This window comes from Gemmiger formicilis (assembly GCF_016900095.1).
In the GTDB taxonomy this organism is placed as follows: domain Bacteria; phylum Bacillota; class Clostridia; order Oscillospirales; family Ruminococcaceae; genus Gemmiger; species Gemmiger formicilis_A.
Window position 1 is genome coordinate 26,023 of sequence record NZ_JACJJP010000013.1, and the last position, 13,618, is coordinate 39,640.

15 protein-coding genes, 2 tRNA genes and 1 riboswitch are annotated in these 13,618 nt (G+C 60.7%); of the genes, 13 read left to right on the forward strand and 4 right to left on the reverse strand.

Annotation, left to right across the window (positions count from 1 at the left end; genetic code table 11):
• The first annotated feature begins 42 nt into the window (after positions 1–42).
• Genes H6B15_RS07745 through H6B15_RS07755 form a run of 3 tightly spaced genes read left to right on the forward strand, consistent with a single transcriptional unit; the run spans position 43 to position 3,051 of the window.
• The gene (locus H6B15_RS07745) at positions 43–1,140 is read left to right on the forward strand and encodes an alpha/beta hydrolase family protein (RefSeq protein ID WP_243424331.1); all 1,098 of its coding nucleotides are present in this window, start codon (positions 43–45) and stop codon (positions 1,138–1,140) included.
• A 14-nt stretch (positions 1,141–1,154) separates the two neighbouring features.
• Positions 1,155–2,066: an amidohydrolase family protein gene (locus H6B15_RS07750; protein WP_204647426.1), complete on the forward strand. Its 912-nt coding sequence runs from the start codon at positions 1,155–1,157 to the stop codon at positions 2,064–2,066.
• 13 nt (positions 2,067–2,079) lie between these two features.
• Positions 2,080–3,051 carry a pectinesterase family protein gene (locus tag H6B15_RS07755; RefSeq protein WP_204647427.1) on the forward strand — a complete coding sequence of 324 codons (972 nt, stop codon included), beginning with the start codon at positions 2,080–2,082 and terminating at the stop codon, positions 3,049–3,051.
• Positions 3,052–3,164: 113 nt separating this feature from the next.
• On the opposite strand, the gene H6B15_RS07760 is transcribed toward H6B15_RS07755, so the two are convergent.
• Positions 3,165–3,255: transfer RNA gene (locus H6B15_RS07760), tRNA-Ser, on the reverse strand.
• A gap of 38 nt (positions 3,256–3,293) precedes the next feature.
• Positions 3,294–3,384 (reverse strand) — tRNA-Ser (locus tag H6B15_RS07765).
• Between the two features lie 143 nt (positions 3,385–3,527).
• On the opposite strand from H6B15_RS07765, the gene sdaAB reads away from it, so the two are divergent.
• From sdaAB to H6B15_RS07780, 3 genes are read left to right on the forward strand one after another with little or no spacing between them, the layout of a single operon-like run.
• On the forward strand, positions 3,528–4,184 hold the full coding sequence (sdaAB, locus tag H6B15_RS07770; RefSeq protein ID WP_204647428.1) for an L-serine ammonia-lyase, iron-sulfur-dependent subunit beta: 657 nt from the start codon (positions 3,528–3,530) through the stop codon (positions 4,182–4,184).
• Between the two features lie 17 nt (positions 4,185–4,201).
• Positions 4,202–5,086: an L-serine ammonia-lyase, iron-sulfur-dependent, subunit alpha gene (gene sdaAA, locus H6B15_RS07775; RefSeq protein WP_204647429.1), complete on the forward strand. Its 885-nt coding sequence runs from the start codon at positions 4,202–4,204 to the stop codon at positions 5,084–5,086.
• A 37-nt stretch (positions 5,087–5,123) separates the two neighbouring features.
• Positions 5,124–5,561, forward strand: coding sequence for a hypothetical protein (locus tag H6B15_RS07780; RefSeq protein WP_204647430.1), 438 nt, complete (start codon positions 5,124–5,126; stop codon positions 5,559–5,561).
• Here the strand turns inward: H6B15_RS07780 and H6B15_RS07785 are convergent.
• Entirely contained in the window at positions 5,552–5,944 is a 393-nt protein-coding gene (locus H6B15_RS07785) for a BlaI/MecI/CopY family transcriptional regulator (RefSeq protein WP_204647431.1), read from the reverse strand. The genes H6B15_RS07780 and H6B15_RS07785 overlap by 10 nt on opposite strands.
• 323 nt (positions 5,945–6,267) lie before the next feature.
• Between H6B15_RS07785 and serC the strand changes: the two genes are divergently transcribed.
• Positions 6,268–7,365: a 3-phosphoserine/phosphohydroxythreonine transaminase gene (gene serC, locus H6B15_RS07790; protein ID WP_204647432.1), complete on the forward strand. Its 1,098-nt coding sequence runs from the start codon at positions 6,268–6,270 to the stop codon at positions 7,363–7,365.
• Between the two features lie 36 nt (positions 7,366–7,401).
• Entirely contained in the window at positions 7,402–8,562 is a 1,161-nt protein-coding gene (locus tag H6B15_RS07795) for a phosphoglycerate dehydrogenase (protein WP_204647433.1), read from the forward strand.
• 81 nt (positions 8,563–8,643) lie between these two features.
• Here H6B15_RS07795 and H6B15_RS07800 read toward each other — a convergent pair whose 3' ends face one another.
• Positions 8,644–8,826 carry a hypothetical protein gene (locus tag H6B15_RS07800; protein ID WP_204647498.1) on the reverse strand — a complete coding sequence of 61 codons (183 nt, stop codon included), beginning with the start codon at positions 8,824–8,826 and terminating at the stop codon, positions 8,644–8,646.
• A gap of 166 nt (positions 8,827–8,992) precedes the next feature.
• On the opposite strand from H6B15_RS07800, the gene H6B15_RS07805 reads away from it, so the two are divergent.
• The 5 genes from H6B15_RS07805 to H6B15_RS07825 all read left to right on the forward strand — a co-directional run bounded on the left by H6B15_RS07805 (position 8,993) and on the right by H6B15_RS07825 (position 13,598).
• Positions 8,993–9,823, forward strand: coding sequence for a bifunctional hydroxymethylpyrimidine kinase/phosphomethylpyrimidine kinase (locus H6B15_RS07805; protein WP_204647434.1), 831 nt, complete (start codon positions 8,993–8,995; stop codon positions 9,821–9,823).
• A 36-nt stretch (positions 9,824–9,859) separates the two neighbouring features.
• Positions 9,860–10,357 (forward strand): tRNA (cytidine(34)-2'-O)-methyltransferase, encoded by a 498-nt coding sequence (locus tag H6B15_RS07810; RefSeq protein ID WP_204647435.1) that lies wholly within the window; start codon positions 9,860–9,862, stop codon positions 10,355–10,357.
• Between the two features lie 17 nt (positions 10,358–10,374).
• Positions 10,375–11,280, forward strand: a complete 906-nt coding sequence (locus H6B15_RS07815) for a DegV family protein (RefSeq protein ID WP_243424332.1) — start codon at positions 10,375–10,377, stop codon at positions 11,278–11,280.
• 102 nt (positions 11,281–11,382) lie between these two features.
• Positions 11,383–12,786 (forward strand): MATE family efflux transporter, encoded by a 1,404-nt coding sequence (locus tag H6B15_RS07820; protein ID WP_204647437.1) that lies wholly within the window; start codon positions 11,383–11,385, stop codon positions 12,784–12,786.
• Positions 12,787–12,861: 75 nt separating this feature from the next.
• Positions 12,862–12,965, forward strand: a riboswitch (PreQ1-III riboswitch).
• A 9-nt stretch (positions 12,966–12,974) separates the two neighbouring features.
• The gene (locus tag H6B15_RS07825) at positions 12,975–13,598 is read left to right on the forward strand and encodes a QueT transporter family protein (protein ID WP_345941958.1); all 624 of its coding nucleotides are present in this window, start codon (positions 12,975–12,977) and stop codon (positions 13,596–13,598) included.
• Positions 13,599–13,618 lie beyond the last annotated feature (20 nt).

Here is a 13,618-nt window from a genome sequence, read left to right on the forward strand (position 1 = left end):
GTTTGCCGTAGCGTTGCATATCCGGAAAGCGAGGAAAAACCTATGAACCCCGATTGCATTTCCATTGAGCATTACTACCCCACCCTGCCCATCATGCAGCGGAAATATGACCGCCTGGCACGGAAAGATTATTTTACCGGCTCTTCCGCGGCGGACTTTGACGCCTGGCGAGAAATGGCCCGCAACCGACTGAAGCAGTTGCTGGGTATGGAGTTGATGGAGCCCTGTCCGCTCTGCCCCCAGATTCTGGAAGAGACACCGCTGCCAGGTGGGATTCTGCGTCAGAAAGTCCTGCTGCAAACCGAACCGGACACCTACATGCCGGTCTACATCCTGATTCCTGATCACCGGGATGGCCACAGCCGGGTGTTCCTGTGCCCGCCGGGCCATCAGGGAGCCGGAAAATACAGCGTTGCCGGCCTGGGGGAGATTCCGGCGGTGGCCCGCGCCATCGATTTCTACAACTACGACTACGGCCTGCAGCTGGCACAGCATGGGCACATCGCCCTTTGTCCCGACTGCCGCGGGTTCGGCGAGCGCCGGGACCCGGACAAGCAGACGGACAAGACCGATGATTTTCTGACCGGCACCTGCTACCAGCTGGCCCACATGGCCGAGCCCCTGGGCCTGACGGTCATCGGCATGCTGGTGTGGGATCTGCAGCGGCTGATTGATTACGTGGAGCAGCGCGGGGAATGGTCCATGGATACCCTGTCCTGCCTGGGCTTTTCCGGCGGCGGCATGCAGACGCTTTGGCTGTGCGCGTTGGACGACCGGGTGAAGCTGGCGGTGATCAGCGGCTATCTGTACGGGTACAAGGATTCGCTGCTGACCTTGTGCGGCAACTGCTCCTGCAACTATGTGCCACAGCTCTGGCGCCACTATGACATGGGCGATATTGCCAGCCTGATTGCCCCCCGTCCGCTGGTTGTGCAGAGTTGCCGTGGCGACCATCTGAACGGCCCCCGCGGGTTGCAGAACGTACTGGAACAGATGGACATTGTACGCCGCGCCTACGACTTATATGGCGCCTCCGACCGTATCGTCCATGACGTATGCGAGGGCGAACACCGATTCCACAGCGAGCACATTTTTGAAGCCATGGATACCGTTCTGAAGAATGCCACTTCCGCCCCCTGAAAGGAGACCATGCCATGAAAATCATTGACGCGCATGTACATCTGGTCCAGTGCATTGCCGGAACCGAGTCCAACGGGGAAATGCGGTCCTGCGGCGGCGGGCGCGGCATCTGTGCTGACGGGACGGTCTACCAGCTGATTCCCGAGGAATGGAACACCGACGCCGTCACCCCGGAACGGGTGCTGCAGGTGATGAATGACAACCGTGTGGAGCGTGCCGTGCTGCTACAGGGCGGCTTTCTGGGATTCCAGAACCTGTACAGCTACCAGGCACAGCAAAAATGGCCGGACCGCTTTCTGGCTGCCGGCGGCTACGACCCTTACAGCCGCCGGCGGGACGGCATTGTCCGCCATCTGTTTGAGGAATTGGGGCTGCGAGTGGTCAAATTCGAGGTCAGCACCGGTTCCGGCCTGATGGCCAACCATCCCCTGTTCGCATTGGACGGAGAGATGATGGAAAAAGAGGTTTCGTTTGCCGACGAGCACCACCTTGTCTTTGTGATCGACATCGGCAAGCTGGGCAGTCCCAGCAGCCAGATTCCCGCCTTGCGGCGCACCATCCTGCGCCACCCCGGCATGACCTTCGTGGTATGCCATCTTCTGGCCCCCAAGCAATCGGAATTGGAGGCCATGGCCGAAGGGCTGGCCCAACTGGCATTGCCCAACGTCTGGTTCGATCTGGCTTCTTTACAGCACAATGTGGCACCGGACGACGCGCCTTACCCGGTTACCCGAAGGTTCATCCACCGGGCCGCCGGGATTGTGGGGGTGGACAAACTGCTGTTCGGCACCGATCTGCCCTCCAACCTGTGCCAGTATTCCTATGAACAGATGGTGGATACGGTGGCGGCGGACCCGGATTTCAGTGAAGGGGAAAAAGAATTGATTCTGTACCGCAACGCCTTGCAGGTGTTCTGGGGTGAATAAAAAGGAGGCTGTCATGCAACAACGAAAGACCTGGGTGATTGCCCAGGACGGAAGCGGGGACTTTTTCCATCTGCGGGAGGCGGTTCTGCACTGTGCTGCTGCCCCCGAACAGCCGGTGCGCTTCCTGATCAAAAACGGGGTGTACGCGGAGCGCCCCTTTATCGAACTGGACGATTATGTTCTGGAGGGGGAAAATCGTGACCGGGTGATCCTGACCGCCGGGGTGGGCGGGTATGATCCCTGGCCCGGAGAGAGCAAGACCGGAACCTTCCGCAGCCAGACCTTGTTTTTGGGCGGCGGCCATGCGACGGTGCGCAATCTGACAGTGCAGAACACCGCCGGCGACGGCGCCGTGGCCGGACAGGCCCTGGCCGTGTATGCGGATGCCTCCCATGTCCTGATGGAGCACGTGAATCTGTACGGCAACCAGGACACCCTTTTTACCGCTCCCCTGCCCGAAAAAGAGCGGGAAGAAAACGGGTTCCGGGGACCGCGGCAGAATGCGCCCCGGCTGGATACCCTGCAGTATTACCGGGATTGCGTCATACGCGGCAACATTGATTTTATTTTCGGGGGCGCCAATGCCGTGTTTGACGGCTGCACCATCCAGCCTCTTGCCCACCGCAGCAAGGTCAGCTACATCGCCGCCCCCAACACCCCCGCCGGAAAACCCGGATACCTGTTCTATCACTGCAGGGTGCAGGGCAGCTGTCCCGCCGGTACAGTGTATCTGGGACGTCCCTGGCGCAAGGATGCTGCCTGCTACTGGCTGGAATGTGAGCTGAGTGCTGAAATCTGCCCAGACGGCTGGGACAACTGGCGGGACCCGGCCAACGAGTGGACGGCCCGGTTCGGAGAATACGGCTCCACCGGCCCCGGCGCCCGTAAAACCCGCGCATTCGGCAGTGTGGATGACCCGAAACTGCGCCGCCGGCATCTGGAACAGTTGCAGGATTTGCGGGCCCGGTTCCGGATTTCCGAGTAACAAAACCGGATACCAAAAAAGCCCCCGGCTGTTTTGCGGAAAAACGGCCGGGGGCTTTATGATAAACAAAAAAATAATACCGGCACAACGACTGAAATCGCTGTGCCGGTATTTGGCGGAGTAAGAGGGATTTGAACCCTCGCGGCCCGTTAAGACCCTACGCCCTTAGCAGGGGCGCCTCTTCGACCTCTTGAGTATTACTCCAAGTCAAAGTGATCAGACTATTCACTTTTTACAAAAAATGGCGGAGAGGATGGGATTCGAACCCATGGTCCGCTCACGCGAATCGCTGGTTTTCAAGACCAGTTCCATAAACCACTCGGACACCTCTCCATAGTGGCTCCACCACAATGCGAGATACATTCTATCACACGATTTGCCATGTGTCAAGAGATTTTTTTTCTTTTTTGCATGCTTGCAATGCGACCGTTCAGCCGATATACTAAAGGACAGGATAAGTAAGGAGGACGCCTGCCATGCGTTTGTTTGATGTTCTCGGGCCGGTGATGACCGGACCTTCCAGCAGCCACACCGCCGGCGCGGTGCGCATCGGTCTGACCGCCCGCAAACTGCTGGGGGAACAGCCCGCCCGGGCAGAAATTCTGCTGCATGGCAGCTTTGCCGCCACCGGTCGCGGCCACGGCACCGACCGCGCTCTGGTGGCCGGGCTGCTGGGCATGCAGCCGGATGACGAGAACATCCCCCGCAGTTTTGCCCTGGCCCGCCGGGCGGGTATGCAGTTCACCGTGGGCACTATCAACCTGCGCGGCGCGCACCCCAACACCGCCGTTCTGCGTCTGCAGGGCACCGACGGGCACAAGCTGGAAGTGATGGGCGCCTCCATCGGCGGCGGCCGCATCAACATCTGTCAGATCGACGGCATCACCACCAATTTCGGGGCGGACCACGATACCCTGATCGTGCACAATCTGGATACCCCGGGCCATGTAGCCGCCGTGACCACCTGTCTGAGCGAGCACAACATCAACATTGCCACCATGCAGCTGTACCGCTCCACCGCCGGCGGCTACGCGGTGATGGTGCTGGAATGTGACCAGCCCATTCCCGCCGACATTGTGAGCCAGCTGCGCCGTATGCCCGGCATTGTGAAAGTGACCAGTCTGAATCTGTAATCTATAAGGAGAACAACATGGCATATACATCGGTGCGGGACCTGCTGAATGCCTGCAAAACCGAAGGAAGCAGTCTGGATGAAGTCATCCTGCGCAGCGACCTGGCCGAAAGCGGCCTGACGGAGGAGGAATCCCATGCGCAGATGCGTCATCTGTGGCAGGTGATGACCGAAACCAGCCGCAATTACCGGGCGGAAGATCGCTCGGCCAGCGGCTTTGCGGGTGGGGACGCCGCCAAGGTAGAGCAGGCGGCCGCTGCCGGGCTTTTGTACAGCGGCGGCTACTATGCCCAGGTAATTGCCGAAGCGCTGAAAACCGCCGAATGCAACGCCTGCATGAAGCGTATTGTGGCAGCCCCCACCGCCGGCAGCTGCGGGGTATTGCCCTCGGTGCTGCTGCCCCTGTGGCGGGCCGGCACCTATGACGAGGAGGCCATCTGCCGGGCTTTGTACGTGGCCGCCGGGTTCGGACAGGTGGTGGCTGCCCGCGCCACCCTGGCCGGGGCCGAAGGCGGATGCCAGGCCGAGGTGGGCGCCGCTTCCGCCATGGCGGCCGCGGCCCTGGTGCATCTGAAGGGGGGCACCGCCGAGGCCTGTGCCGAGGCGTTTTCTCTGGCGCTGACCAACCTGGAAGGGCTGGTGTGCGACCCGGTTGCCGGACTGGTGGAGCTGCCCTGCATCAAGCGCAACGTTATCGGGGCGGTGAATGCGGTATCTGCCGCCGACATGGCCCTGGCCGGTGTGGTGGGCCACATTCCGGCAGACGAAGTCATTGACGCCATGGCCGAGGTGGGCGCCGCCATGAGCCGCGACCTGCGGGAAACCGGCATCGGCGGATTGGCCGGAACCCCCACCGGGCAGGCCATCCGGGACATTGTAACCATGGCAGGCGAGGAAGAATAACCTTCCCCCGCCCTATTGATCGGAAAGGAAGTTCATTATGGACAAACAATTGCCCAACCGTACCCATCTGATTCTGCGGCGGATTCTGACCGTGGTGGTAGTTCTGGCCCTATTGGTCGCTGTCCGCCTTGTTCTGGGTTCCAAAGAGATGATGTATCTGTCGGCACGGGACATCGACCATATCGAAGTGACGGTGAATCCGGACGGCCTGGCCCTGTCCGCCTACGGCGACGACGCCGCCGAAGGAGTGAAGGTGCTCAACAAGACTGTCTGCTATTATCCCCAGGCCGAAGAAGTGGCCGGTCAGTCGGTGTCGCTGGACATTTATATGAACGACGAAACCACCATGACCGTCGTTTCCTGCGGCAACCACTGCACCATCGACGGCAAGGGATACAAGACCCGGCTGGCCGACGGCGAAGCCCTGGTCCAATGGGCCCAGGCTCTGGCCGAAAAGCAGAGCACTCAGTCGTAATCATACTCCGGGCTTTCGACGGCGCGGCTGTCCAGATACCGGGCCAGGCGCTCCATATCGGTGAAGCTGACCCTCCCCGTGTCCGCCAGTGCCCCCAGCATGGCTCGTAGGTCCCCGCCGTACAGCCGCTGCAGATGAGCGGCGCTGGCCGCCCCGCAGTAGGTGACCCGACGCACCAGCGGGGTGTAGATGTTCTTGTTGCCCTGCTTTTCCGGCCGGACAAAGCCCTTGTTTTCCAGCCGGAGCAAAAAATTGAGCAGGGTGGAGTCCGCCCAGCTGCAACTGGATGGCAGCCTGGCCGCGATTTCCCGCCGGGTGGCGGGTTTGCCGCAGGCCCACAGGGCGGCCATGACCTGCTCTTCGCTGTGTGAAAGCATTTCCATGACAGTTTCTTCTTTTACATTTGTGGTTGATTGCCCCGTAATTATTTTACATTTGTGGAAGATATTTTGACAAGCCGAAAATGTGCACAAAGATTACGGCACATTTTCGGCTATTATTTTAGTGTTTATTTTACAAACGTAAAAGATATTGTGTTTTGTAGGCAGACATTTGTCTGCCTTGTTCTCTGTGCCCGCCGTTTTAGGGCGTCTTTTCGGTGTTTTGCCGATGCTTTTTTGCTTGCGGCTGTGATTTTGAGCGGCGTATAATACCGGTATCGGGCGCCATTGCCCGCGAGTGAAAGAAAGTACAGGAGGGGTTACCCATGGCGAGAGTGTATAATTTCAGTGCAGGGCCTTCGATGCTGCCCGAGAGCGTGCTGCGCACGGCGCAGGCCGAATTGCTGGATTATCACGGGTCCGGTCAGAGCGTGATGGAGATGAGCCATCGCAGCAAGTGGTTCGATGACATCATCCAGAACACCGAGGCCGCCATGCGCCGGGTATTGAAGGTGCCCGACAATTACAAGATCGGCTTTTTCCAGGGCGGCGCCACCCAGCAATTCGCCATGGTGCCGCTGAACTTTATGACCACCGGCACCGCCGATTACCTGGTCACCGGCAACTTCAGCAAGAAGGCCGCCCAGGAAGCAGACAAGTTCGGCACCGCCCGCATTGCCGCTTCCAGCAAGGACCGCAACTTCACCTACATCCCCGACGTGAAGGCCATCGATTATGACCCCAACGCCAGCTACATCCATATCTGCCAGAACAACACCATCTTCGGCACCACCTTTGTGGATGTGCCTCAGGTGGACGGCATTCCCCTGGTGGCGGACATGAGCTCGATGATCTTCTCCGAGCCCACCGACGTGACCAAGTACGGCTGCATCTACTTCGGCGTGCAGAAGAACGTAGCCCCCGCCGGTATGGCCGTGGCCATTATTCGGGAAGACCTGCTGGGCCACAGCGCCAAGGGCATCGCGCCGGAAAACATCCCCACCATGATGAACTACACCACCCTGCTGGGTGCCGACAGCATGTACAACACCCCGCCCTGCTGGTGCATCTATATGACCGGGCTGGTCATGGAGTATCTGGAACATGAGGTGGGCGGCCTGGAAGAGATGAAGAAAATCAACGACGCCAAGGCCAAGGTGCTGTATGAGTACCTGGACAGCCAGGACTTCTTCAAGAATCCGGTGGAAAAGCCTTATCGCAGCCGGATGAACGTGACTTTCACCTCCCCCACGCCGGAGCTGGACAAGAAATTCTGCGCCGAAGCCGCCGAAGAAGGGCTGCTGAACCTGAAGGGTCACCGCCTGGTGGGCGGCATGCGGGCCTCCATCTACAACGCCATGCCGCCCCAGGGCGTACAGGCGCTGGTGGAATTCATGGAGAAGTTCCGCAAGGAAAACGCGTGAGCGCATCACAGCAAGATACAGGAGGGCCGAACGCCGATGTATACCATTAAAACCATGAACGCCATTTCCCCCGTGGGCCTGGCCAAACTGCCGGCCGGGGTTTTTGAGATCGACAACGATGCCGCCGCACCCCAGGGCATTCTGGTGCGCAGCGCCGACATGCACGAGGCGCCTTTGCCCGAAAGCCTGCTGGCCATTGCCCGGGCCGGTGCCGGCACCAACAACATTCCCATCGACCGCTGCACCGAGGCTGGCATTGTGGTGTTCAACACCCCGGGCGCCAACGCCAACGCTGTGGCCGAACTGGTCATCGGTGCCCTGGTGGCCGGCAGCCGCAACCTGCCCGACGCTATCCAGTGGGCCAAGGGCCTGAAGGGCAGCGCCACCCTGGCCAAGGATGTGGAAAAGGGCAAGAAACAGTTTGTAGGCCCCGAACTGCGAGGCAAGACCCTGGGCGTCATCGGCCTGGGGGCCATCGGGTCCCGGGTGGCCAACGCCGCCGTGGCCCTGGGCATGGAAGTGCTGGGCTATGACCCCTATATCAGCATCGACGCCGCGTGGAGTCTTTCCCGCAGCGTACAGCATTGCGTGACCCTGAGCGACATGCTGCCCCGGTGCGACTATCTCACCGTCCATGTGCCCTACATGCCCTCCACCAAGCACACCATCAACGCCCAGACCCTGGCCATGTGCAAGGACGGCGTGCGGGTGCTGAACTTTGCCCGGGGCGAGCTGGTGGACACTGCCGCCATTCTGGACGGACTGAGCACCGGCAAGGTAGCCTCCTACTTCTGCGATTTCCCGGCCGAGGAACTGCTGGGTGTGCACGGGGTGTACTGCACCCCGCACCTGGGCGCTTCCACCCCCGAAAGCGAAACCAACTGCGCCGTCATGGCCGCCAACGAGCTGAGCGACTACCTGCGCAACGGCAACATCACCCACAGCGTCAACCTGCCCGATGTGCAGCAGCCCCGCCTGGGCGGACGCCGCATCTGCATGATTCACAAAAACGCCCCCGGTGTGATTTCGGCCATCACCGGCGTGCTGACCGCCGCCAACCTGAACATCGAAAACATGGTGAACAAAAGCAAGAAGGACGTTGCTTACACCATGCTGGATGTGACCGGCAACCTGGAAGACACTCTGGCCGGGCAGCTGGCCGCCATCCCCGACGCCATCCGGGTGCGGATTCTGTAATTTCCTTCCTCCTTTGCATAAAAACAGGCACCTTCGGCTTTGCGGCCGGGGGTGCCTGCTTTTGGCTGGTCGGGGTCCGGTTCAGCGGGTGTACTGGGTGATCATGTGATCCAGTTCCTTCAGCGCCTTTTCGGCTCCGCGGGTCATCTTGTTCATGGTTTTGCGCATCTGGCGCTGGTCATGGGTGGCCACATACACGGCGGCGGCGCCCATGGCAGCCCCCATTGCGGCGGTGGCCATGGTGGTCATGGTGGTGCTTTTCATCGTTAATACGGCTCCTTTCGGTGTGAATCTGCCCGGTTTGCGGGTTCAGTGATTAGTTTTCCAAACAGTTTCGCCATTATGCGTCTTTTTTTCTCCCGGCCGATATGGTAAAATCATCTCAACCGCCCGAAAAGGGCAAAATCTCCACGAAAAGAGCGTGCGTTCCATGTCAGTAGCCCCCAAAACCGTCCTTTGCATCCATGATCTGCCCGGATTCGGGCGGGCCGGGCTGTCGGTGATCGTACCCATCCTGTCGGCCATCGGTGTGCAGGCCGTGGCGGTGCCCACCGCCGTGCTTTCCACCCATACCGGCGGTCTGGGTGCCCCCGCCCGTCTTTCCAGTCCGGGATACGGTCCGGCGGCACTGGCCCATTATCGCCGGTTGGGGGTGCGGTTCGACTGCATCTATTCGGGATACTTGTCCGAACCGGAACAGGCCCTTTTGGTGGAACAGGCCATGGAATACTGGCCGGACGCCCTGACGGTGGTGGACCCGGTGATGGGCGACAACGGCCGGATGTACAGCGGCCTGGCCCAGGAGATGGTGCCCGCCCTGTACACCCTGTGCAGCAAGGCGGACCTGATTCTGCCCAACGCCACCGAGGCTGCCCTGCTTTTAGGGGATCCGCTGCCCGCCCCCGGCTCCGTCACCCCCGAAGCCGCGGCCGAAACCGCCGCCCGGCTGACCCGGGTATGCCCCCAGGTGCTGCTGACCGGAATCACCGCCGGGCACAGCATCGTCTGTGTGGGAGCAGACAAAAACGGTGCGTCCTACACCGTGCGCACCCCGCTGATTCCCCGGCTGTTCCACGGCACGGGGGACATCTTCGGCGCGGTGCTGGTGGGACGGCTTTTGCAGGGCAACGTGCCCGAAGCCGCTGCCCAGGCCGCCGCGGTGTTTGTGGGCGACTGCCTGCGCGCCACCCCAGAGGGCGCCGACGAGCGGCTGGGGGTCTGGCTGGAATCGGTGCTGGGACGACTGGTCCCCAACGCCTGATTTTTTCCACTTTATGACATGAGGAAGTTGAAAACAATGCCTGAACTGAATATTGTGCTGGTGGAACCCCAGATTCCCCAGAATACCGGCAACGTGGCCCGGACCTGCGCGGTGACCGGAGCCCGGCTGCACCTGGTGGGGCCCATGGGATTCAAGATTGATGACAAGAAATTAAAGAGGGCCGGTCTTGACTATTGGGGGCAGCTTGATATAACATACTATCAGAGCTTATCGGAATTTATGGCGGCAAACCCCGGCCCGTTTTTTTATTTTTCTTCCAAGGCCACCCACCGGCACACGGATCTTGCGTATCCGGACGGGGCGTATCTTGTGTTCGGGCGGGAGGATGCCGGTCTGCCCGAAGAGCTGCTGGCCGCCAACCCCGATACCTGTGTGCGCATTCCCATGCGCCGGGGGGAACGCTGCCTGAACCTGTCCAACTCTGTGGCAATTGGGGTATACGAAGCTCTGCGTCAGTGGAACTTTGCGGATCTGGAAACACAGGGGCAACTGACAAAATACAAATGGAAGTGAGAGAAGTGAGTACACCGATGGAACGTAAACTTGCGATCATGACCGATTCCAGCTGCGACATCCCGAAGGATATGGCCGAGAAGTACGGGATCGACGTCTATGACTTCCCCATCAACATTGACGGGAAGGAGTATTTTGAGCGCCGCGACCTGACCTGTGACCAGTTCTACGAATTGATGCGCAACGCCCAGGGCGTGCCCACCACGGCGGCCATCACCGCCATGCAGTGGCTGGAAATTTATACCCGCTACGCCGACGAAGGCTACACCGACGTGCTGCACGTGAGCATCAACAGCGCCGGTTCCGCCACCTACGGCTACGCCCAGCAGGCCGCGGCCCAGCTGGCTGAAGAGCGCCCCGACTGCACCATGAAGATTCATCTGGTGGACAGCCATACTTATTCCATGGTGTTCGGCTATTATCTGTGCGAATGCGCCCGCAAGCTGCGCAACGGCGGCGAGCTGCACGCCTGCATTGCCGAGCTGGAACACAAGCTGGCCTGCGTAGAGGTCTGCCTGGCTGCGTACAGCCTGAAACAGATGAAGAAATCCGGCCGTGTTTCGGCGGCTGCCGCCTTTGCGGGCGAACTGCTGGGCCTGCGCCCCATCATCAGCCTGAACGACGGCATCAGCCATGTGGAAGCCAAGGTACGCGGCGATGCCGCCGTGCCCGTGGCCATGCTGAAGTGGGTGAAGACCCGGGTGGATGACATGAAGAAGACCCCCTACCTCATCGCCTACACTTCCAGCACCGCCAAGCGGGACGAACTGCTCAAGCTGTGCAAGAAGGAATTCGGCCATGCCCCCCTGGGCGTGTTCCAGCTGGGCGGCGCCGTCAGCGCCAACACCGGGCCCGATGCCATCGCCGTTGTGTTTGAGGGCAAGCCCCGTCGTCTGGCGGACTACCAGCCTTCCCTGCCCTGACCCTGTATGTTCGGGCCGTCACCCCCTGCCGGGCGGCGGCCCTTTTTGCTGCGCTGTTTTGCCTTGCGGTATCCCATTTTGTGAGAAAAGGACGTGAATCCCATGCAGACAAGCAACACCCTGACCCTGCGGGAGTGTGTGCTGGGCGACCGCCCCTTCTACCGCCATGTGGCGGTGGTGGTCATGCCCATTATCGTGCAGAATACCCTGTCCAACGTGGTCAGCCTGCTGGACAACGTGATGGTGGGCCAGGTGGGCACCCTGCCCATGAGCGCCGTGGCCATCATCAACCAGCTTCTGTTTGTGTACAATCTGGTCATCTGGGGCAGTCTGGCCGGAGCCGGCATCTTCGGTGCCCAGTTCTTCGGCCAGGGCAACATGGAAGGGGTGCGCCAGACCTTCCGCATCAAGCTGGTCACCGCCGCCGCGCTGACCGCCGGGGCCATCCTTCTGTTCGCGGCGGCGGGCACCCCGCTCATTGAGCTGTATCTCACCGGGGATACCTCCCCCGCCGACGCCGTCGCCACCCTGGGATATGCCAGGGAGTATCTGTGGGTGATGCTGGTGGGGCTTGTTCCCTTTGCGGTGACCCAGACCTACGCCGGTACCTTGCGGGAGTCCGGTCAAACCACCCTGCCCATGCAGGCCAGCATGACCGCTATGGTGGTCAACTTTATTTTCAACGGGCTGCTCATCTTCGGGTTGTTCGGGTTCCCGGCCCTGGGGGTGGTGGGTGCCGGTGTGGCTACCTCCCTTTCCCGTTTTGTGGAGTGTGCCATCGTGGTGACCGGATCCCACCGCAGTGTGGAACGGTACCCCTTCTTTTCGGGGGTGTACGCCTCCTTCCGCATTCCGGGTGCGCTGGTCCGCCAGGTGGCCATCAAGGGAGCGCCTCTGCTGCTCAACGAATTCTTGTGGAGCGTGAGCCAGGCGGCGCTGCTGCAGTGCTACTCGGTGCGGGGCATCCAGGTGGTGGCGGCGCTGAACATCTGCAACACCATCACCGTCATCTTCAACGAGGTGTTTCTCTCCCTGGGCAACGCCACCGCCATTCTGGTGGGACAGGAGCTGGGCGCAGGGCGCAAGGACGGCGCCCGCCGCACCGCCTGGCGGATGATCGTGCTCAGCGCTTCCAGCTGTCTGGTCATGGGCAGTCTGCTGGCCCTGTTCAGCCCGCTGATCCCCCACGTGTACAACACCGAAATGTCCATCCGCCTTCTGGCGTCCAGCCTGATCCGGGTAGCAGCACTGTGCATGCCGCTGTTTGCCCTGGCCAACGCCATGTACTTCACCCTGCGGTCGGGAGGCAAGACCTTCATCACCTTCCTGTTCGACAGCTGCTTCACCTGGGCCGCCAACGTGCCCATGGCCTTTGTGCTGACCCGCTTTACCGGACTGAATATTGTGCTGGTTTACTTTCTGGTAAACGTGTTGGACCTGATCAAGTGCCTGATCGGCTTTGCCCTGGTCAAGGGCGGGTCCTGGGTGCGTTCCATCGTGGAATAGGCAGGTTTTTCCGGCAACAAAACTGCCCCGGCATCTTGCAAGGTGCCGGGGTTTTTGTTATAATAGCCTTTTGTTGAGCAACTTAGGATTTTAGGCTCCGCCGCTTGGTTTTGCACCCTGCGGCGACAAACCGACCGGGGCTGGCGGTCCCGTGTCCGGTCAAAATCTATCCGCCGGAGTATTGTACTATGATGAATTGGATTATCGTGTTCGTGGCCGCTGTGCTGGCGGTCTTTCTGGGTGTTCGGCTGGCCATGCGCCGCGACGACACCGCACAGGGCAGCGCCGTGCGCACCAACCGGATGGTTCGCTGCGCCATGATCGCCGCCGTGTATGTGGTGCTGTGCCTGGCGCTGCAGCCCTTCAGCTACGGCGCCGTGCAGGTTCGCCTGGCCGAGGCCCTGTGCCTGCTGCCGGTGTTCGGCCCGGAATACATTGTGGGCGTGACCCTGGGCTGCCTGCTGGCCAACGCCCTGGGCTCCACCGTCATTGACGTGGTGTTCGGCACTCTGGCCACCCTGCTGGCTTGCCTGGTCACCTACGCTCTGCGCAATGTGCAGGTGAAGGGCCTGGCCCTGCCTGCTTCCCTGCCTCCGGTGATTTTTAACGCCGTGATCGTGGGCTGGGAGATCAGCGTCTTCTTCTCCGATACCCCGGCCACCCTGCCTGTCACCCTGTTCAACATGCTGACGGTGGGCATTGGCGAAGTGATCAGCTGCTGCATTCTGGGCGTGCTGCTGGTCCGCCTGATTGAAACCAACCGCGAGCTGAAAAAGCTCTTTGTGGAACCTGTGAAGCATCCTGTGGGCTGAGCGCCCACCGAAAGGAGGAC

Bases quoted from the DNA above. Each gene is read 5' to 3' on its own strand.
- H6B15_RS07745 (WP_243424331.1), top strand. From the start codon at position 43: ATGAACCCCGATTGCATTTCCATTGAGCATTACTACCCCACCCTGCCC.
- H6B15_RS07750 (WP_204647426.1), top strand. From the start codon at position 1,155: ATGAAAATCATTGACGCGCATGTACATCTGGTCCAGTGCATTGCCGGA.
- H6B15_RS07755 (WP_204647427.1), top strand. From the start codon at position 2,080: ATGCAACAACGAAAGACCTGGGTGATTGCCCAGGACGGAAGCGGGGAC.
- sdaAB (WP_204647428.1), top strand. From the start codon at position 3,528: ATGCGTTTGTTTGATGTTCTCGGGCCGGTGATGACCGGACCTTCCAGC.
- sdaAA (WP_204647429.1), top strand. From the start codon at position 4,202: ATGGCATATACATCGGTGCGGGACCTGCTGAATGCCTGCAAAACCGAA.
- H6B15_RS07780 (WP_204647430.1), top strand. From the start codon at position 5,124: ATGGACAAACAATTGCCCAACCGTACCCATCTGATTCTGCGGCGGATT.
- H6B15_RS07785 (WP_204647431.1), bottom strand. From the start codon at position 5,944: ATGGAAATGCTTTCACACAGCGAAGAGCAGGTCATGGCCGCCCTGTGG.
- serC (WP_204647432.1), top strand. From the start codon at position 6,268: ATGGCGAGAGTGTATAATTTCAGTGCAGGGCCTTCGATGCTGCCCGAG.
- H6B15_RS07795 (WP_204647433.1), top strand. From the start codon at position 7,402: ATGTATACCATTAAAACCATGAACGCCATTTCCCCCGTGGGCCTGGCC.
- H6B15_RS07800 (WP_204647498.1), bottom strand. From the start codon at position 8,826: ATGAAAAGCACCACCATGACCACCATGGCCACCGCCGCAATGGGGGCT.
- H6B15_RS07805 (WP_204647434.1), top strand. From the start codon at position 8,993: ATGTCAGTAGCCCCCAAAACCGTCCTTTGCATCCATGATCTGCCCGGA.
- H6B15_RS07810 (WP_204647435.1), top strand. From the start codon at position 9,860: ATGCCTGAACTGAATATTGTGCTGGTGGAACCCCAGATTCCCCAGAAT.
- H6B15_RS07815 (WP_243424332.1), top strand. From the start codon at position 10,375: ATGGAACGTAAACTTGCGATCATGACCGATTCCAGCTGCGACATCCCG.
- H6B15_RS07820 (WP_204647437.1), top strand. From the start codon at position 11,383: ATGCAGACAAGCAACACCCTGACCCTGCGGGAGTGTGTGCTGGGCGAC.
- H6B15_RS07825 (WP_345941958.1), top strand. From the start codon at position 12,975: ATGATGAATTGGATTATCGTGTTCGTGGCCGCTGTGCTGGCGGTCTTT.